We start from the raw sequence: 20,013 nt of genomic DNA, 5'->3' as shown, positions 1-20,013 counted from the left end.
TTGGGTATGGTTTGTTGCGCGACGGCTTATTTCGGATATGACTTGGCGATCATGAATCCCCTTTCCGCTGCAAATCACGAATGGTTTTCCAAGAGATTAATTTAAGGTTCTGCCGCTTCATTTGATCCTTTACATCTGGATCATTGTAAAGCTGAACCTCCATCTCACGATTCTCATCATACGGAGTCAGTTCTTTCAATTCATCCGAGATAAATGCCGGATGTGTAGTGAATTGTGTAATCCCAGGTTTCAGATCATTCATTTGATGAATTAAATCTCGCTTAGCCCCTTCATAGCCCCCGTCACTCGAATAATGATAGTCAAGTCCAGCAAGATCGTCGATACAGAGGATACCAAGTTGATTAGCTAAACGGATCCTTTGACTAAATAGATGTTTTTGTTCCGAACTAAAATTGGGGTGCTCCAGAATCCGGATCGGCAAACAAAATGGAAGTGCGTACTTTACACACAATTCCAAAATCACTTCTAAAAAATCACGATTGTGATAAAGGCCTAATACACTCCCCGCATGGCTATCTAAATGGGTGGGGTCGATTCCTAAAGATATGGCCCTTTGAATTTGCGCCTCAACTTCAATTTTCACCTCGGCGGGGTCTGCAAATTTCTCAAAATCAGATGCCTCATCATAAAAGTACCCCTGTTCATCGGTTAAACTTAACACTTTTTCTTGAGTCGTGATGGGTTTATAGCGGCGACTTTTGTGACTGGTTAAAGTAATATGGATTCCGACGCTCAGTGTATGAATCCTCGAACATTGCTGTGCAGCTTCGTAAGCAGCATCTGCCGGAACCATGAGGGAAGTGGATGTTATGGCATGACTTTGAAACATCTGTAGAATGGCTTGATTCGTAGACCGCGTCACCCCTAAATCATCGGCGTTGATGATAATCACCCGATCGTTTGGACTAAACCCTAGTTCTTGGAGCACTCTGAACAACCTCCCTAATTGGAATTGTGAAAAAAATAAAGGAGCACAACTTGGCGTTGTGCTCCTTCTTGTTTTCGATGAAAGTTATAGTTTATCGGTATTATACACCTGTTTTTCGGAAAGTAAATAGCTAGAGGTGCTTCAAGTCAAACCGATCCGCATTCATGACCTTGACCCATGCGGCGACAAAATCACGCACGAATTTCTCCTGGTTATCGTCCTGAGCATATACTTCGGCAAGCGCACGCAGAACGGAGTTGGAGCCAAGCACGAGATCCACTCGGGTGGCCGTAAACACAACTTCCCCGGAACGGCGGTCACGCAAGTGATATAGGCCGTCTTCCACGGGCTCCCACGCCTTGTTCATGTCCAGCAAATTCACGAAGAAATCAGGGGTAAGGACGCCGATGCGATCGGTGAATACACCGTGTTTCGTACCGCCGAAATTGGTGCCCAGAACACGCATCCCTCCTATCAGAACCGTTAATTCCGGGGCAGAAAGATTCAACAATTGGGCTTTGTCCAGCAAGAGTTCTTCCGGGCTGACGCTAAATTGTTGTTTCTGGTAATTACGGAAACCGTCGGCAACCGGCTCGAGTACGGCGAAGCTTTCTACATCCGTCTGCTCCTGCGTGGCATCGCCGCGTCCGGGAGTAAATGGAACCGTGGCATCATAGCCGGCATCCCGTGCGGCCTGTTCAACGGCAGCGCTGCCTCCCAATACGATTAAATCGGCCAGGCTCACATTCTTCCCGAAATCAAACTGAATCCCTTCCAGAATGGATAACACTTTGGTCAATTGTTCGGGCTGGTTCACTTCCCAATCCTTCTGTGGAGCCAGACGAATACGGGCGCCATTCGCGCCGCCCCGATGATCGGAGCCGCGGTAAGTGCTGGCGGAAGCCCACGCCGTCGTGACCAGTTCGCCGATCGTAAGTCCCGAATCGAGGATTTTCGTTTTGAGATCGGCGATTTCTGCTTCGGTTAGATCATAATCCACAGAGGGCACGGGATCTTGCCAGATAAGCTCTTCAGCAGGAACCTCAGGCCCTAAGTATCTTGCGCGAGGACCCATGTCGCGATGCGTGAGCTTGAACCAAGCACGCGCAAACACCTCAGCAAATTCATCCGGATTCTCATAAAAACGGCGCGAAATTTTCTCGTATTCCGGATCGATACGCAAGGCCATGTCCGCGGTGGTCATCATCGTCGGAACGCGGATTGACGAATTCTCTGCATCCGGTGCCAGATGCTCCGCAGCAGGATTTACGGGAGCCCATTGGTGAGCGCCGGCTGGACTCTTCGTCAACTCCCATTCGTAACCGAACAAGAGCTCAAAGAAGCCGTTATCCCACTGTGTTGGATTTGCGGTCCAGGCGCCTTCAATCCCACTGCCGATTGTGTCGCGGCCTTTGCCGGTGCCATGTGTACTGCTCCAGCCCAAACCTTGAGCCTCAATCGGAGCTGCTTCCGGATCCGGGCCAACGAGCGCAGCGTCACCTGCACCGTGAGCCTTGCCAAACGTATGGCCGCCGGCGACCAATGCGACGGTCTCTTCATCATTCATTCCCATGCGTTTGAAGGTCTCACGAATGTCGCGAGCGCTGGCAAGCGGATCCGGATTGCCATTTGGACCTTCCGGATTGACATAAATGAGACCCATCTGTACAGCGGCAAGCGGATTTTCTAATTCACGCTCGCCCGTGTAACGGTTATCGCCAAGCCATTCTTTTTCCGCACCCCAGTAAATATCTTCTTCCGGTTGCCAAACATCCACTCGGCCGCCGCCGAAACCAAACGTCTTGCCACCCATCGATTCGATCGCAACATTCCCTGTCAGAATGAGCAAATCCGCCCAGGAGATCTGATTTCCGTACTTTTGTTTAATCGGCCACAACAAACGGCGGGCTTTATCCAGATTCACGTTGTCCGGCCAGCTGTTCAGGGGAGCGAAACGTTGCGTTCCGGTGCCAGCCCCCCCTCGGCCGTCGCCCGTACGGTAAGTCCCTGCAGAGTGCCATGCCATACGTATAAACAATGGCCCATAATGTCCATAATCGGCGGGCCACCAATCCTGTGCGTTTGTCATTAGTTCAAGGAGATCCTGCTTAAGAGCAAAGTAGTCCAGCTTTTGAAATTCCTCGGCATAATCGAAGTCCTCACCCATCGGATTCGATTTGCGGTCATGTTGATGAAGAATATTCAAGTTCAACTGATTGGGCCACCAGTCTTTATTCGTCGTACCGCTAGTTCTGGGACTGGTAGCACTTCCATGAAATACGGGACATTTCCCGGCATTCGTCATGGCCTTTGCGTCCATAAGCACCTCTCCTTTAATTAAAATGGTTGGGGCTGCGTGTGACAGAATAAATCCCTCTATTTCCTTGATAAAGGAATTTACTAGAGAAATCAACCATTTATGACTTATTCATTAAATCTTCATTCAGATCAGAGCGATCTCTATTTGCCGTAGTTGATTTTTTCAGCCTGCGCGAATAACATAGACCCTATATTAATCCATTCAATAGGGAGATAGAACAGACATGCTGGATTCCAATACGATTAGCCAGTTAAAAGCAACTCTCAAAGCAAGCCTCGACCACCATGAAATTGCCGGAGCCAACTTCATGATCATCAAGGACGGAAAAGAAGTGTTTTATCATGAAGACGGTTACGCGGATCTCGAAGCGAAGCGGCCTATTTCAAGAGATTCGATATTTCGGTTATATTCGATGACAAAACCGATTACCGCGACCGCGATCATGATCCTTCTCGAAGGAGGAAAGATCGATCTATTTGATCCTGTGAGCGCTTATCTTCCCGGTTTTAAGAATCAACGAGTTGAGAAAAATGGTGAATTAATCCCTGCCACCCGGGAAGTCAACCTTCATGATCTACTGAACATGACCTCAGGACTGATCTATGATGGCCCCAACCAAACCGGTCAGCACACGCAGGCTTTGTTTCAAGAGCTCGGAATCCGGTTGTTTGGACAAGATCCCATGAGTACGACGGAATTCGCGAATCGCCTGGGCCAGGGGCCCCTTGCCTTCGAGCCCGGATCATCTTGGGCTTACGGGACGTCGGCGGATGTGCTTGGTGCAATCGTGGAAGCAGTGAGCGGCATGCGTTACGGAGATTTTTTGAAGAAGGAAATCTTTGAACCCCTCGAGATGAATGACACGGGCTTCTGGCTGCCTGAAGAGAGCAGAAACCGCCTGGTTCATACCTATCAGGATAACGGTGAAGGCGGGTTAAAGCTCTATAAGGATAACCATCTTGGCATCATCCATGAAATGGATCGCAAGCCCGCCTTCGAATCGGGTGGCGCGGGACTTGCCTCCACCATCGAAGATGCTGCAAAATTTACCACAATGCTTCTGAACGAAGGTAGCCTGTATGGCATACAACTTCTGCGGCCAAGAACCGTTCAATATCTGACATCGGCTTCTTTGTCCGATGCCCAGCAAAAGAGCTTCGATTCGTGGCATACCCTATGCGGACATAGTTACGGCAAACAGATGCGTATCCTCACCGATGCCGGACAAGCCGGGGTCATTGGCAGTCAAGGCGAATATGGATGGGACGGTTGGCTTGGGGCGTACTTCTGTAACAGTCCTCAAGATCGCTTGACGTTCTTATTTATGGTTCAGAAGAAAGACGCCGGCACCTTACCGATCACCCGCAAGCTGCGCAATATGGTGTTTAGCTCCCTTTAATTAACTTCATCTAAGCAACGTCTGAAACAACTAAAAACAAAAAGAGCACTACCGGATCAACGGCAGTGCTCTTTTCTGTTGCTTGGCGGTGTCCTCCGATAGTTACAAAGTTACTTCACTAATTATTCATTGGTAACGATGCCGATCGTATTGGTTTTGGAATCGAAGGTGATTGAGATGCCCAGCGCTTCTGCAATATCGCGAAGCTTAAAGTAGTTGTTTCCTCCAATGGTGTAAGCGGTAAGCTTAACTTCTTCATCGTCAAGGTACACTTTTGAAGTAGATAAGGTCGCCTTCTTCGCTTGTGGATGGGCAGATACCGCAAGCTCCCCGCCTTGAGCAGTATACGCTTCGCCAGAAATCATGTTTATGGCATTATGCTCGCTGTTCCAGCCAACTTCAAAGGTCTTGTCGGTTCCGTCCACAGCCTTCGCAATATCACGAAGTTTAAAATACGTGTTGTTGTTAATATTGTAGGCTTCAAACGGCACCTGCTTTCCGTCAACTAAAACCTTAGAAACGGAAGCCGTTGCGGTTACTACCGCCGTTTGCACAGGTTTAGCGGCGGGTTTCTCTGATGGCTGATTCGATCCGGAAGTTGTATCGGAAGAAGAAGTCGAGCTCGGTTGTTCCGTTTTCGTCGTTTCGGGTGCCGAACCATCGGAAACCCAGTAAATGATTTTCGTGCTTTGATCACCCTTCCCGATTTCAAGCACAAAATAAAGACCACCCGTAAAGCCGCCATAATTTTTATGTAGTGTGGTACTTGCGGTTTGGTTGGCGCCAATTTCATTCACGGCTTCCTCTGAACCGTCAATCGTCCAGAACAGAGCGCCGCCATAAGCACCATCCACCGTATAATAACTTACTACAGCGGGCATTTTCTCCTTGGGGGTGAATTTGATTTCAGCTCCTTCCTTGACGAGAACGATTTTGTAGTTTTTCTCTGCAAGAATATTTCTGAAATTTTGGTTATCATCAAACTCTTCAAGTTCAATTCGGGTTGACTGCGTCCCTATTTCTCCGGACAAAGAATAAGCGTACTTGTCCGCAGGAACGTCTGAAGCGAATGCAGGTAATGAGGCGAATACCAACATGAGGACTGGGAGCAATAGAGCGAAAGAGACCTTCATTTTTCTTTTCATTAAACTACCTCCCGCAATTTTTTAAAAACTGCTTCCATATTATCCCTATCTCTTTTGTGTAGTCAATGAACCTTGATTCAAACCGGAAAATAAATGACGAATTATGTAGAAAATATGGAGACAAAAATAACATTATCATGTAATAAAATAGGATAATGTTATTTTTGTCCTTACTTACTGACTTATGGTATTGTTTAGCGCCCCTCTTGGATGTGCACGCCAGGATGGGCTTTTCCTTCAGCAATCGGGCGATCAGATCAACTCTATATACCCCTCCGTGCCATTCACGCGAATGCGTTGCCCGTCTTTAATCCGCCGTGTCGCATTTTCCACGCCGACGACGGCAGGAAGGCCATATTCTCTCGCAATCACGGAGCCATGGGTCATCAGGCCGCCTACCTCGGTGACTAATCCTCGAAGCGATACAAACAGGGGCGTCCAGCTAGGATCGGTAAATGGGGTGACTAGGATATCCCCCTCTTCCAGCACGGCATCTTCCATTTTCGTGATGATACGTGCGCGTCCCTCGACCACGCCCGAAGAAACCGCAAGGCCAACAATCGCGTCGGCGGGGAGATTCTCTCTTTGATACTTTCCCCGAATGATTTCGCCATCTGACGTCATTACGCGAGGAGGAATGAGTTTATCATAGAGTTTGTAATCTTCTTTTCGTTTGGAGACCATCTGTTCATCCAATCGGTTCGTCCGTACGGTCTCTCGAAGTTCTTCGAACGAGAGGTAGTAGATGTCTTCCGGGTCTGAAATGACCCCCGCTTGCGCAAGTCGTTCGCCTTCTTTCAACAAGGCTTGCTTATATATAAAGTAGCGATAGATCATGCCGTATTTCGGATACTCCCGATAACCCGAGAAATTTCGGATGAGGTCGATCATTCGTTTGGTTTCGATGGCTTTCTGTTCTCCATCCGGCAAATGCCTCAGACGTTCCAAAAGCTCTTGTTCTTTGTTCATAGCGACTTGACGTCCCTGCTCAAATTTCCGCCGGTTGGCATGAGGTTCGAAATGTCTGATGTTGCCCAGAATCACTGGCACCAGCATGTTCGGGCTTTCGATCCAACGCGTTCTCGTCATATCGATCTCTCCAGGGCATCGCATCCCATATTTGCTAAGAAAATCGTGGAAAGCCTCACGTACATCCGCTCCTCCCTCGAACCTTAAGAGTTCATCCAAGAAACGAGCGTCGTCTTCTGCTTTCTCCAAATAAGCGATGATCTCCGGATAGGGACGAATTGCGTCAGCGACATCCATAAGCGCAAGGCCCATTTCCGAAGTAATATTGCCTGGCACGGATTGCGAGATATAATCTGCAGCGTTTTTTTCGCCTAGCCACTCATTCATTTTGTCGTTCATCCATTTGGATGCATTCATACTGGCCATAATCACCGCCGAGCTTTGCGGATCAAACAAAATTTTCTTTAATTCCGCGAGGTCTTCCTGAATGAAATTCATCATTTCCATTCCCGACTTCTCACGGATGTTTTGTTTTAACGCTTCAATCGACGCTTGGCTCCGTTTGATCAAATTCGATACGAGGCTTGGATCGGTCTCGTCGATCCCGAACCGATCATCCGTCCCTGGCAGGGGCGTTCTCTTTCCGGAGTTCGATCCATCCTGATCAGGAGGGATCGATGGAATGAAGTCGCCTCGTTCAACTACGGTCATTAACGCATCCTTCATCAGCGGTTCTGAATCTCCAATGGTGTCGAGTAGCATTTGCCTGCTGTCCGGCGAAGCAAGCATAGGCGCCACATCGACAAACAGCCTACCGCCTGCTGTACGCATCGGTGCCGGAGTCGTTAGTAAATAGAATGACAGACCCAACGGCTTCATGGGGTCGGTCATCATCTGCTGATGTCCGACAGAAATATAGACGTGATTCCCCTGATCCGATTGTTCGGGGATCGGGAATAGCGTCGTGATCGGACGGCTCTGGACGATATAAAACGTATCCTCCGACAAACACCATTCGATGTCTTGAGGCTGGCCAAAGAAGGCTTCGATCCGTCTACCAATCCGATCTAGGCGTAAGATTTGCTCCTCCGTGAGGACCTGAGCCTCTTGCTGATCGGGATCAATGGATTTCGTCTCTGTACCGCCATCCTTTCGGCCATAAACCGCCAAGGTCTTTGCTGCGATCCGCTTCTCGATGATCTTTCCTTCCTTTACTTTATAACCATCTGCGGACACCAGGCCGGAAACCAAGGCCTCTCCCAATCCGAAGCCGGCATCGATGGTGAGTACCTTTCGGTTGGAATTAACCGGATCCGCCGTAAATAAAATCCCGGAGGCTTGCGGGAACACCATCTTTTGAATGATCACGGATATGGAAATGTGACCGTGATGAAATCCATTCCGCAGCCGGTACATCACTGCGCGATCCGTGTAGAGGGAAGCCCAACATTTGCGTAAATGCTCCAGGACGGATTCATAACCTATAACATTCAAATAACTGTCTTGTTGACCGGCGAAAGAAGCCTGCGGCAAATCTTCAGCCGTTGCACTGGAACGTACGGCATAAGCCTGAGCTTCATCAAACCGGGAGAGATGGCGATACACTGCTTCTGCTAGTTCTGGAGGAATCGCGACTTCCATCAGGATCTGACGAATCTGACGACTGATTTCGCCGAGTTGTTTAAGATCCTCAGTTTGAAGCTGCATCAGCTGATCTAATAAACCACGGCAGGTTTCGTTAGATTCGACGGCTTGTTGAAAAGCTGCGGTTGTTACAATAAAGCCTTCAGGGACGTGAATTCCATCAATCGTAGACAATTTGGACAGATTCATTCCTTTTCCGCCGACATGCGATAGCTGCGCTTGGTCCAACTCCCGTAGCCCAATAACCAATGATTTCACGAGCATCTCTCCTTCGATTCATTTAAAAAAAGTTTGACAAGATTTCGACTGCATGATAAGATTAAATTGTAAGATGGGTGACTACGCCTTGTTTATAGTGGTGACAGTCGTCCTTCGATTATAACATCGTTTTTTCTGCTATGCAATAAACAAAGGAACCCAGATTATTCATGGGTTCCTTTTTCGCATTGTATTTACTCCGCCCCCACTACAGGATGCGGAACATACGGCTCTTCCAGATAAGTAATTTCCTCTGCACTTAGATTAACTGATAATGACCCGACAGCATCTTCTAGGTGCGAAATTTTCGTAGCTCCAACGATAGGTGCAGCGACTTGATCTTTCTGCAGCAACCAAGCCAGCGCGATATGTGCACGGGGTACGCCATGCTTCGTCGCCAGATTCGCTACTCGCTCAATGATGAAGCGGTCTGCTTCTGCGGTCGGATCGTACTTGGATTTTTGAATCGCATCGGTTTCGGATCGAGGGGTTGTTACCGAACTATCGCGAATCAATCGACCGGAGGCTAGCGGGCTGTAAGGAGTTACCGCGATGTTTTGGTCTTTGCATAGCGGCATCATCTCCCTCTCCTCTTCCCGGTAAATCAAATTGAGATGATTTTGCATGGAGATGAACCGTGTCCAGCCGTTTTTCTCCGCGATGTGCTGCGCCTTCTGGAATTGCCAAGCGTACATAGCGGAAGCGCCGATATACCTGGCTTTTCCCGACTTCACTACCTCATGTAAAGCTTCCATCGTTTCCTCGATGGGCGTATCGTAATCCCAGCGATGAATGATATACAGGTCCACGTAATCGGTCTCCAGCCGTTTTAGGCTTTTGTCGATTTCGCTTAATATTGCTTTCCGGGATAACCCCGCTCCATTCGGACCTGGATGCATACGTCCCCACACTTTCGTGGCGAGCACGATTTCATCTCGATTCGCAAACTCCTTGAGAATCCGTCCCGTGATCTGTTCACTCGTCCCCCCTGCATAGACATTGGCCGTGTCAAAGAAGTTGATGCCGAGATCAAGCGCTCTTCTGATGATCGAACGACTCTTCTCCTCATCAAGCACCCAGGAATGCCAGCCGGGTACCACTTCACCGAAGCTCATGCACCCCAGACAAATTCGGGAGACGTCCAATCCGGTATTTCCGAATTTCACATATTCCATATAGAAATCCTCCGACTTTCAAGGTATTTATAGTATACCCCCTGCTTCTCTCACCAATGATTCACAGCATGCTCGATAAAAGCAACCATATTGTTGATCTCGAGGACCTTCCCGTCATCCAACACAGCTTTCCCATGAAACGTACCAAACAACTGGTGGCATTTGTTGTCGATAAATAACAGTTTGGTGGCGGTTTGCTGATCATAGATCGGCATGAACTCCATCTCAAATCTACCGTCCTCGCTCGTAATTTGTTTTCGGGACATGTACCCTCCCGCTGACAAATTATAGTGAACCTGACCCAATTTGTGAGGGGTGCCATCATAGAAAAGGATATTTTCCGTTGCGTTTGAGGTGTTGCCAAATCCATGCCCAATATTGAATCCGAACCGTTTCCCTTCGATATAGCAACTCCCGTTTCCCCAAAACCATTCATGCGAGAAGGGCCATACGCCGCGACCCCAGTCCAGCAAACCAAAGGCGGATTCCGGCTCAAACCGATATTCCCGTCCATCAACACGCGCGAAGCCGCTAGCAGGCATACTGTTTATTTTATGATTGTAATAAAAGTGGGACGGATCTTCATCAAATGGAGTAGCCATCACGATCGACGTCTTGTCGGGTTGGGATAGTTCGATTTCGAGCTCCATCTTAGGTAGCTGTTTCCCCATTGCACGGCAAATGAGCTTCCTGCCGCCTTCGAACACCTGAAATTGCATGAACATATTCTTTCGGTCAACCGTTAAATCACCTTCGTCTGCCGATAACGGCATGCGTAACGAGTTGAACGGCAGGACCAGCATTTGAGTCACTTCATAATGTCTGCCGGTCGCAAATTCAAATAGTTTGACGGAAACACTCCCTGCATAGGAGACATGCCCGATCGTCAGTTGCAGGCAGTAATCGTTGTTTGAGACTTGATAGAAATCCCACTCTTTGATTCGCCAAGGCCGTGCCTTAATGCTGTCCCGGTTATAAGTCAGAACGGCCTCTGTCGAGTATCCCTTCTGTATCAACACCCCTTTGGAATCTAGCAGATCCCCTGGCGTACGGATCCAATTTTGCTGCATGGCTACCCCTCCCATTTAAAGAATGGTTCTGCGTTAGAATGAGGACTACGGAGGACACTGACACTAGAATCAGAAACTTAGTAGGACCATGCCCTCCAACCCGTCTCAAAGATGTTAGTTTAATCTTAGCGGGAATCGGTAAATAACACCATCGATTTATAGCGGTGCATATTTGAGCACGTTCTGACGTATCGTAAAGTCTGAAACCGACACTCCACACACGAATTAGGGAGGTACTACATCAGCGATGGCATCTAGCAGAAATCATCAAGGGGCCCATGGCATTGGCCAGATTGAAAAGCAATTAAACCAACAGATGGAAGCCGCGGCCGAAATTCAAGGCGAAGCCGGAATCGATCAGCGGGTCAAACAGAAGGCCAAACGTCCAGCCAAAGCATCCAAGTCAGAGACCAAATAGGTCTCTGCTTCTCCTATTTTACCGCGCGCTCACCTCTTCCTTCACTTGTAGTAAAGTGCTAGAATTAACTTTTAGCTGACAACAAGCAACCGGAGGATGAACCAAGTGGGTTATTTACGAGCTTTAAACCAGGAGATGCAGGGATGGTCCAGAAATATCAAATTATTTTTCTTGGCGAACATCCTCTATCAAATCGGCACTGGTATGTTTGGAGTGCTCTATAATTTATATATACAAGGACTGGGTTACGATGACGCTATGAACGGACGCGTTGTCAGCATTCAGTCCTTTGCTACGGCTCTGATGTTCGTACCGATCGGCATCTGGGGTGACCGAACAAGCCGCAAAAAAATCCTCGTATTAGGCGCTTTGCTTAGCGGCGTCGCTTTCATTCTTCGCTCTTTCTCCTCCGGAGACACCGCGTTGCTTGGGTTTGCCGTGTTTACCGGCCTATTTGCTTCTTTCTTTCAAGTCATCTCGATCCCGTTTTTGGCCGAAAATGTCACCCCCGCGAACCGGCTCAAAATGTTCAGTTATTTCTCCTCCCTAGGCCTTGCTTCACAAGTGATTGGCAGCTTAGGCGGCGGCGTGTTCGCTGATTTCCTTAAGTCTCTCGGCTTCGAAAACTTGCTTAGCTTAAGAACCGTATTGGTCATCGGTGGAGCCGCAACCTTGGCAGCCTTTATACCGATGTTGTTCGTGCGCGAACGCAAGGCGTCGAGCTTGAAGCCGAAGACCGGTGACCAAGCGCCTTTGAAGCCGGAGGCTTCCCATCCAGCTCATATCACGAGAGCCGATGCCGCCGAATTCCGGATCATTGCCCGTTTCGTTGCTGCACAGCTGCTCATCGGTTTAGGCTCGGGCCTCGTGGTACCCTATCTTAATCTCTACTTCACGAATCGATTCTCCATTTCCTTGTCATTGATGAGTCTGTTAATCTCGCTGGGTCAGGTCATGACGATCTTCTCCATGCTGATTGGCCCATCCTTGGCGAGTCGGGTGGGACAAGTTAAAGCCGTTGTTCTCTTTCAACTATTATCCCTGCCGTTCCTGCTGCTCACCGGATTTACGAATGGATTCGCCATAGCCGCCGTAAGCTTCCTGTTCCGGCAGGCGTTGATGAATGCCGCCAATCCGATCCAATCCGCCATCATGATCGATCGCGTAGCCGACAAGCGGAGAGGTATCGCTAATTCGCTAACCCAAACGGCGTTCATGTTAGGCTGGGCCACAATGGGCCCCGTTCAATCGCATTTGGTCACCGCCTACGGAACGTATTGGGGTTACGCCATTACCTTTAGCATGACCGGTTGCTTATATACAGCTGCCTCACTCCTGTACTATTTCATGTTCCGGGGGAATACCAAGAAGCCAGGCGAGAAGAAATCCATAGAAAAAAGACGTTTGCAAATGTAATCTCATGCAAACGTCTTAATCCTGTCCCTCTTTTAGAGCACGGTATCATCAACCCGATTCAACCATGCTTCGATGGTTCCAATAACCGAAGTGACGCAGCCATCTTCAAACGGTGAAATTAAGCCGGCAATCCCCACCAAATCCGTGAAGGAGTGACTCCCCCCCTGTCTGCATAAGAGCAGGTAATCGGCCCATGCCGCTTCGCGGTCCTCGTGCATCTTTTTCCAGAACTGAAACGCACAAATTTGCGCCAGCGTATAATCGATATAATAGAACGGTGAGTTGAAAATATGACCTTGCCTGTGCCAGAATCCGCCTCGTTCCAAATAATCGTTATCCGCATAGTTCCGGTAAGGCACATATTTGCGCTCGATCTCCCGCCAAGTTTGCTTGCGTTCCGCAGGCGTAGCCTCCGGATGTTCGTAGACATAATGCTGGAATTCATCGACCGCCACGCCGTAAGGAATAAAAATGAGTGCGCTGGCTAAATGATCAAATCGGTATTTATCGGCTTGTTCTTCAAAGAACAAATCCATCCACGGCCAGGTGAAGAACTCCATGCTCATGGAGTGGATCTCACAGGCTTCAAGCGTTGGAAATTGATACTCCGGAACCTCAAACCCCCGGCTTTCATACATCTGAAAAGCATGCCCGGCTTCATGCGTCAACACATCGATATCGCCGGACGTGCCGTTAAAATTCGAGAAAATAAACGGCGCTTTGTATTCGCTAATGAAAGTGCAGTACCCACCGCTCCGTTTGCCTGGTTTGGCGACAAGATCCATCAGTTCATTTTCCGTCATAAAACTAAAAAATTCATCCGTCTCGGAAGACAGTTCCGTATACATCTTCGCCCCGTTCTTCACGATCCACTCGGGGTCGCCCTTTGGGGTCGCGTTTCCCGACTTGAAGGAAAAACTCTCGTCGTAATACAGCAGTTGCTCCACATCGATCCGGTTCTTTTGCCGCTCCTTCAGCTTTGTGGCAACAGGCACAATATGCTTCTGCACTTGGTTCCGGAAGTTTGCTACCTTCTCAGCATCATAATCCGTGCGTGACAACCGGGCATAACCAAGTTCAACGAAGTTGCGATATCCAAGCTTCTTGGCGATCTTCGTTCGCACTTGGACCAACTCATCGTAAATGCGATCAAGTTCGTCCTCATGCTCGGCTAAGAAACCATACGCCGCTTCAGCCGCACGCTTGCGAATCTCCCGATCCGTCGATTGCTGAAAGGGGACCAACTGGGATAAATTACGCTCCTCGCCTTCAAACGGGATTCTCGCAGAGGCAATCAGCTTGGCGTATTCGGTCGTCAGTCTGTTCTCCCGCTGTAAATCCTCAATCACTTCGGGGCTGAACGTCTTCAACGGAAGCTCGGCGATCTGGAACAGTTGACGTCCCCATTGCTGCTCCAACTCCTCGCGGAATTTTGAGCCAATCAACGCCCGGTAGTAGTCCGAAATGAATTCTTGGACAATCGGGTTGTTCTCATCGTAGAAGTCCTGCTCCGCCTGATAAAATTCGTCGTTGGTGTCGATGGTATGCCGGGTGCTGGCGATCTCCTGCATCGAGTCAAAGCCACTCCGCAGTTGATTGATTTCTCTCATGATCCGGCCCTGCTCTTCATAAGTATCTGCCGCTGCAAACGATTCAAGTAGCTCCTTGAATCTCTGCCTAAAAACTTGGACATCTGGGCGTTCATAGCGGTATTCGCTAAACTTCATGGCATGCACCTGCCCTTTCAAGAGAATCGTATTCGTCGCCCCATGTTGCTAGATTACGAACATTATACTAATCCTCTTTTGGGAGTGCAAACCCGTACCGGCGTTTAGAGCATCTGACCGCCTGATACCTCGAGTCGCGTCCCGTTGACCCAGCCGAACTCTTCCGTGCAAAGGGAAGCGATAACGCCTCCAATATCGTCGGCCTCGCCTACTCTGCCGAGGGCAATATTATTTGCGATAAACCCTCGCATCTGCTCATTATCCCGGACGGAGCCCCCACCGAAATCCGTAGCGATAGCCCCCGGAGCGATCACGTTGACACGAATCCCCCGCTTGCCCCATTCTTTTGCCATATATCTCGTTAATACCTCGATAGCGCCTTTCATTGCCGAATAGGCCCCGAACCCTTCGATGACAAAGCGGGTCAGACCGGTGGAAAGATTAACGACACGGCCATGGTCGGCGATCAAAGGGTACAGCTTCTGCGAGAGGAAGAAGACCCCTTTAAACTGAACATTCATCAGGCTGTCGAACTGTTCCTCCGTCGTTTCCGCAATCGGAACATGGATCCCGAATCCCGCATTATTCACCAGGATATCGAAGGTATCGCGGTTCCATCCTTCGTTCAGAATGTCCGTCAACTGCGAAACGAAAACATCAAACGAGGAGACTTTACCGGTATCCAGCTGCAGCATGGCCCCCTTTCGCCCAAAGGCTTCGATTTCTTGAACGACCTTCTCCGCTTCCTCCTTCCGGGTATGGTACGTCACAATCACGTCTATTCCTTTACGTGCGAACGCCAGTGCGCTATTTCTGCCAAGACCACGGCTGCCGCCGGTTACCAGCGCGATTTTCTTCATGGGTTTCATCTTTCGATCACTTCTCCTCTTCGTCGTAATTCGCCACTTGATCTGTGAGATGCTGTGGACTATAGTGAGTATATTGCTTCGAGTTAACTCTAAGTCAAGGGGGAGAATATGAAATATTCCATTCAAGAAGTTGCGGCAAAGTTCGGCTTAACTGCGCATACCCTGCGTTACTATGATAAGGAAGGACTACTGCCTTTTATCGGTCGGGAACCCTCCGGCAACCGGATATTTATGGAGAAGGATCTCGACTGGTTGGCCATGATCTGTTGTTTGAAGGATACGGGAATGCCCATCAAAGAAATCAAACAATACGCGGATTGGTGTGCCAAAGGAATGGAAACGCTGGAGGAACGGAAAGCCATGTTGGCGGATCATCGTTTGCAGGTCCTCAAGCAGATGGATGCGTTGCAACAAAATTTGGATCTGATCGATTCGAAAATCGCCGTTTACAATGATCCTGTGCTGGCCGAACAAAGGTATGGGAATTTCAGCGAGACAAAATAAAAAACGCGCCTAAACCCGCGCGTTCTAGATTTTCTAGGGTTATCCCGTCTTTTGAGTCTTCAGGTAACCGTCCACCTTCGCTTTCATCGATAAGATGGTGGTCTTACGGTATTGCAGCGCTAGCCGCAGAACTTTGAGCTGCTGCGTACGGGACAATTGCTTGAAACGAGGTTCTTGCCGCATAAACTTGCGAATGATCGACCAGCTGTTCGCCGAAGTCCGCTCCCGCTGGAGACGTGGTGCTTCATAAGGTAGATTCGGCTTTCGCAAACGAAGGATGAACGAGTTTAAATGTGATGAAGCTTTACCTTCATCGACTAAACAGGGAGCAACCACATTTTTGGTATGTTTTCTTAAAAAATCATAATGGTGATTGCCGCTGACGATCACATAGCCTCCGTCCTTCCGACTTTTGCGTACAACCATCAGATGCATGCAATCCTGCGCGGCTTTCCGAAGATTCTTGATTCGCTGCGTAAGTTGAATGGATATTCCGGGCTTAAGCTTATTCAGAGGGATATATTGCACCGTAATTCTCATGGAGCCACCCCTTTCTGGGTTACTTATGTATATGTATATGCCCCAATCTCCCTGATTGCGTCCTTCGGAAATGGATTGATTTTTTTAATAAATAAATGTTAATCTAATAATATCAGTGTGCAGCAAAAACGCAGGGCCATCTGAATGGCTGTGCGTTTTTTTGTGCTAATCGGCTCGTCTGCCATCTGAATTCATGAATTTGGGAGATGAAACCATGTATAACGAAATGAGACTGCCACGCAATACCAAAGAAGGCCTATTGTTTATGTTGATCGTATCGATAATCTCGGTCAACACCATTGCCCCGCTGATTATGGGGTATGAGTTTGGCTTCAACAAGGAAAATTACTTTAAGACGCTGCGAGTCATCCCGATCATGTGGATAATCGTACTGTGTTTGGTCAACTTGGTCGCAAGGCCCCTTGTAGGTAAACTCATGGCGAAGTTTACCAAACCAACGGATAGCTTTAATGCCAAGACCTTGTTTAATATTTTCTTCAGCGTCACGATTTTGTCGATCTGCCTTACCGTGATTGGCTCCTGGGTTGGCCAGCGACAAATCAGCCTGGACCCGATTCGAGAATTCTTCTACCATTGGCCGAAGAACTTCTTCATCGCTTTCTGGATTGAAACTTTGTTGGCCCAACCTATCGCTCGGTTCGTCATGAAGAGACTGCACGCGAGACAGGCCGCCAAAGCCGCGGTGGAGAATGTAGAGATGTAAGGAGCACCGAATAAACCAAACAAGGCAACCGCGAAAGCGGATTGCCTTGTTTTTTTGTTCTTTATTGCTCCGCGGCATACAACTGACCGCAGGCCGCATCGATATCACTGCCGAATTGGGTTCGGATCGTGGCATGAATCCCTTTGGATTTCAAGATTTGGACAAATCGGATCACGCGGGATCTATCGGACGATTCATAACGTTGGGGCGTCGCATCCGTCGAATTGTAAGGAATCAAATTGACGTGATAGAGATGCTCCCACGCTCCTCGCCCTCGGAATAAGGAGGCTACCGCTTCTGCATGCTCTGGAGAATCGTTAATCCCCCGTAGCAGAATGTAAGCAATATACACCTTCCGTCCTGTTTTCTGAATATGGCGATCCAATGCAACCAGCACGTCCTGCAACGGAAAGCGATCATTAATCGGCATCAGCTGGCTGCGCTGCTCGTCGAACGGCGAGTGCAGCGAGAACGTCAGATTTACTTGCGGAAACTCGTCCCCCAGTCTTTGGATTCCCGGCAGAATGCCGATCGTCGAAACCGTAATTCTGCGGTGGCCTAACCCGAATAACTGCGGGTCGGTCAGCAAATGGAGCGCGTTAAACAGCTGCGGATTAGCCAGCGCTTCCCCCATCCCCATGAAAGATACGCTATCCAAGGGATATCCACGCAAATGGAATGACAATAGCTGATCAGTGATTTCATCCGCCGTCAGGTTTCTCCTTAACCCCATCGTTCCCGTGGCGCAAAATCGGCATCCAAAGCCGCACCCGCACTGAGAAGAGATGCAATACGACTCCCAACCGCGTTGATAACTTAATCGGACCGCCTCTATACGTTCTCCCGCGTCGATAGAGAATAGAACCTTATGGACTTGGCTAGAGCTCTTCTCCAAGATCGGCGTGATGCTGGGGATGTGCTCTCCCAGCTCCCTCCCCAATTCTTCGCGCAGCGACTTTGGCAGCATGGTCATTTGCTCAAAACGGGTGATTCTATGTTTAAAGATCGCATCCGTGATTTGCCGGTACCGATAATCGGGTTGCTTCAGACTTGCTAAGAGCTGTCCGATTCTCACGTATTTGGATATTGGTTTCATCGTCATTTTCTCCTTTAAACCGGAGAAAAAACGCCAATAAAACACCCTAACGACTCACCGGTGCTCCTTTGGCGTTACCTCGACCTAAGCGATATCACTTTGGACACGGTACGAAACGTTACTTTGAACGCTTTATGACCGCTAAGTATCCCTGTAAATCGCTGGACAAAGCTCCGGTCTCCGTATAGGTTTGATTTGAACCGTGTCAAGAGTCAGGTTTGTTGACAGGTTCGCTAAATCATCTACGACTTCCAGTTGGTCTTTCATTGGTTGATCCTCCTTTAAGTTTTAATAAATATGTCTTTCGTTCTAGAGTCGTATTTGTTTCGTCGCGATCCGTTCGCAGAACTCGCGGTCATGCTCAACAAACAAAATCGTAGGCGCATAGGCCAGCAGCAAATCTTCAATTTGCATGCGGGAGATCACGTCGATGAAATTCAGCGGTTCGTCCCAAACCAGCAAATGCGCTTTTTCGCAGAGACTTTTAGCGATCAGCACCTTCTTCTTCTGGCCGCCGCTGTAATCTGCCATATCCTTCTCAAACTGCAGTCTGGAAAAATCCAACTTCCGTAAAATCGCTTTAAACAGACTCTCGTCAATGTCATGCGCTCTGGCAAAATCGGTCAAGTTTCCTTGCAGCCACGACGTTTCCTGCGAAACATAAGAAATTTTCAACTGGCTTCCTAGACGTAACGCGCCTGAATAGCGGATGTCCTCGCCGCAGAGCAGTTTCAGGATGCTCGATTTGCCGGAGCCATTGCGTCCCATCAGCACGATCCGATCCCCACGGTCGATCGTAAAGCTGATATCGTGACAAGCTTGCTTCTCTCCGTAATAAATCGAAACATGATCCAATTCGGCGAGCTGCGTTTTGTGGTAAGGCAGCTGTGCGATTTTTAGACTTTCCGAGGTTTCGATATTTTTGAGAAGGCGCGACTTCTCTTCGATCGCGGTCTGCTGCCGTTGCTCAATCGATTTGGAGCGTTGCATCATCTTAGCCGCTTTATGGCCGATATAGCCCTTGTCTACCTTCGAACCGGAATTTCGCGTACCGTTCTTCGTCTTCTCCACTTCATGCGACCAGTTACTCGTCCGTTTCGCCGCTTCCGACAAACGTTTGACGTCCTTCCGCAGCCTATCGTTTTCGGCCAACTCATAGTTGTCCTGACGCTGTTTATTTTCCCACCAATCGGAAAAATTGCCCCTTTGAATCTCAATGTTCGTCTTGTTGATGGACAGGATATGATCTACTGAGCGATCCAGAAAAGCACGGTCATGAGACACAAGAATAAACCCGCTCTTGCGGTTTAAATAATCACCCACAAGCTCCCGCGCTTCCATGTCCAAGTGGTTGGTTGGTTCATCGATCAGAAGAAAGTTGTTTTCTTTCAGGAACAACGCTGCCAGCATGACCTTCGTCTGTTCTCCGTTCGAGAGAGACTCAAAAGGCCGATATAACACATCGTCGGACACCTGAAGCAAGGAAAGCTCCCGTATGAACTCCCATAATACATAGTCCGGATAGATTTCCTCTACGACATCCAAGGTGTTATCTTCCTTATGTTTCACATCAAAGGGGAAGTAATCGAAGCTTACATCCGCGGAGATTTGACCGCTGTATTCGTGTTTATCTTGCAGCAAATTTAAAAAGGTCGTCTTCCCCCGTCCGTTTCTTCCGGTAAAGCCAAGCTTCCAATCGGTGTCGATTTGAAAGCTCACATTCTCAAAGATATGATCGTAACTGCCTTCATAGGCAAACGTCAGATGGTTCACATTAATTAAGGACATGA

Annotated in this window: 16 protein-coding genes; 5 read left to right on the top strand and 11 right to left on the bottom strand. The window is 48.6% G+C overall.

What is annotated here, in order from left to right:
- Positions 1-49: 49 nt before the first annotated feature.
- Both MKZ15_RS11765 and katG read right to left on the bottom strand, forming a co-directional pair.
- On the bottom strand, positions 50-949 hold the full coding sequence (locus MKZ15_RS11765; protein ID WP_339816280.1) for a polysaccharide deacetylase family protein: 900 nt from the start codon (positions 947-949) through the stop codon (positions 50-52).
- Positions 950-1,079: 130 nt separating this feature from the next.
- Positions 1,080-3,269, bottom strand: coding sequence for a catalase/peroxidase HPI (gene katG, locus MKZ15_RS11760; RefSeq protein WP_339816277.1), 2,190 nt, complete (start codon positions 3,267-3,269; stop codon positions 1,080-1,082).
- 223 nt (positions 3,270-3,492) lie between these two features.
- On the opposite strand from katG, the gene MKZ15_RS11755 reads away from it, so the two are divergent.
- Positions 3,493-4,668 carry a serine hydrolase domain-containing protein gene (locus MKZ15_RS11755; RefSeq protein ID WP_213624062.1) on the top strand — a complete coding sequence of 392 codons (1,176 nt, stop codon included), beginning with the start codon at positions 3,493-3,495 and terminating at the stop codon, positions 4,666-4,668.
- 122 nt (positions 4,669-4,790) lie between these two features.
- On the opposite strand, the gene MKZ15_RS11750 is transcribed toward MKZ15_RS11755, so the two are convergent.
- From MKZ15_RS11750 to MKZ15_RS11735, 4 genes are all read right to left on the bottom strand, one after another.
- Positions 4,791-5,813: a stalk domain-containing protein gene (locus MKZ15_RS11750; RefSeq protein ID WP_339816273.1), complete on the bottom strand. Its 1,023-nt coding sequence runs from the start codon at positions 5,811-5,813 to the stop codon at positions 4,791-4,793.
- 252 nt (positions 5,814-6,065) lie between these two features.
- The gene (gene ppsA, locus MKZ15_RS11745) at positions 6,066-8,684 is read right to left on the bottom strand and encodes a phosphoenolpyruvate synthase (protein ID WP_339816271.1); all 2,619 of its coding nucleotides are present in this window, start codon (positions 8,682-8,684) and stop codon (positions 6,066-6,068) included.
- A gap of 194 nt (positions 8,685-8,878) precedes the next feature.
- Positions 8,879-9,859, bottom strand: coding sequence for an aldo/keto reductase (locus MKZ15_RS11740; protein WP_339816269.1), 981 nt, complete (start codon positions 9,857-9,859; stop codon positions 8,879-8,881).
- Positions 9,860-9,909: 50 nt separating this feature from the next.
- On the bottom strand, positions 9,910-10,929 hold the full coding sequence (locus tag MKZ15_RS11735; RefSeq protein ID WP_339816267.1) for a DUF2804 domain-containing protein: 1,020 nt from the start codon (positions 10,927-10,929) through the stop codon (positions 9,910-9,912).
- Between the two features lie 247 nt (positions 10,930-11,176).
- On the opposite strand from MKZ15_RS11735, the gene MKZ15_RS11730 reads away from it, so the two are divergent.
- Positions 11,177-11,347 (top strand): hypothetical protein, encoded by a 171-nt coding sequence (locus MKZ15_RS11730; RefSeq protein ID WP_167521196.1) that lies wholly within the window; start codon positions 11,177-11,179, stop codon positions 11,345-11,347.
- Positions 11,348-11,452: 105 nt separating this feature from the next.
- Complete coding sequence (locus tag MKZ15_RS11725) at positions 11,453-12,763, top strand: MFS transporter (protein WP_339816261.1); 1,311 nt, start codon at positions 11,453-11,455, stop codon at positions 12,761-12,763.
- 32 nt (positions 12,764-12,795) lie between these two features.
- Here MKZ15_RS11725 and MKZ15_RS11720 read toward each other — a convergent pair whose 3' ends face one another.
- Both MKZ15_RS11720 and MKZ15_RS11715 read right to left on the bottom strand, forming a co-directional pair.
- Entirely contained in the window at positions 12,796-14,490 is a 1,695-nt protein-coding gene (locus tag MKZ15_RS11720) for a M3 family oligoendopeptidase (protein WP_339822233.1), read from the bottom strand.
- 104 nt (positions 14,491-14,594) lie between these two features.
- Positions 14,595-15,359, bottom strand: coding sequence for an SDR family oxidoreductase (locus MKZ15_RS11715; RefSeq protein ID WP_213624068.1), 765 nt, complete (start codon positions 15,357-15,359; stop codon positions 14,595-14,597).
- A gap of 108 nt (positions 15,360-15,467) precedes the next feature.
- Here MKZ15_RS11715 and MKZ15_RS11710 point away from each other — a divergent pair, with 108 nt between their 5' ends.
- Complete coding sequence (locus MKZ15_RS11710; RefSeq protein WP_155605997.1) at positions 15,468-15,863, top strand: MerR family transcriptional regulator; 396 nt, start codon at positions 15,468-15,470, stop codon at positions 15,861-15,863.
- 39 nt (positions 15,864-15,902) lie between these two features.
- Here MKZ15_RS11710 and MKZ15_RS11705 read toward each other — a convergent pair whose 3' ends face one another.
- Positions 15,903-16,403, bottom strand: coding sequence for a hypothetical protein (locus MKZ15_RS11705; RefSeq protein WP_339822227.1), 501 nt, complete (start codon positions 16,401-16,403; stop codon positions 15,903-15,905).
- A gap of 214 nt (positions 16,404-16,617) precedes the next feature.
- Here MKZ15_RS11705 and MKZ15_RS11700 point away from each other — a divergent pair, with 214 nt between their 5' ends.
- Entirely contained in the window at positions 16,618-17,127 is a 510-nt protein-coding gene (locus MKZ15_RS11700) for a hypothetical protein (protein WP_213624071.1), read from the top strand.
- A gap of 61 nt (positions 17,128-17,188) precedes the next feature.
- Here the strand turns inward: MKZ15_RS11700 and MKZ15_RS11695 are convergent, their stop codons facing one another.
- Positions 17,189-18,223, bottom strand: a complete 1,035-nt coding sequence (locus tag MKZ15_RS11695; protein ID WP_339822224.1) for a Cfr family 23S rRNA (adenine(2503)-C(8))-methyltransferase — start codon at positions 18,221-18,223, stop codon at positions 17,189-17,191.
- A 309-nt stretch (positions 18,224-18,532) separates the two neighbouring features.
- A complete protein-coding gene (locus tag MKZ15_RS11690) occupies positions 18,533-20,011 on the bottom strand; it encodes an Lsa family ABC-F type ribosomal protection protein (RefSeq protein WP_339822221.1) in 1,479 nt (492 codons plus the stop codon).
- Between the last annotated feature and the right edge of the window lie 2 nt (positions 20,012-20,013).

Source organism: Paenibacillus sp. FSL R7-0216, from assembly GCF_037969915.1.
GTDB lineage: Bacteria > Bacillota > Bacilli > Paenibacillales > Paenibacillaceae > Fontibacillus > Fontibacillus rhizolycopersici.
This window is presented reverse-complemented; position numbering and strand designations above follow the sequence as displayed.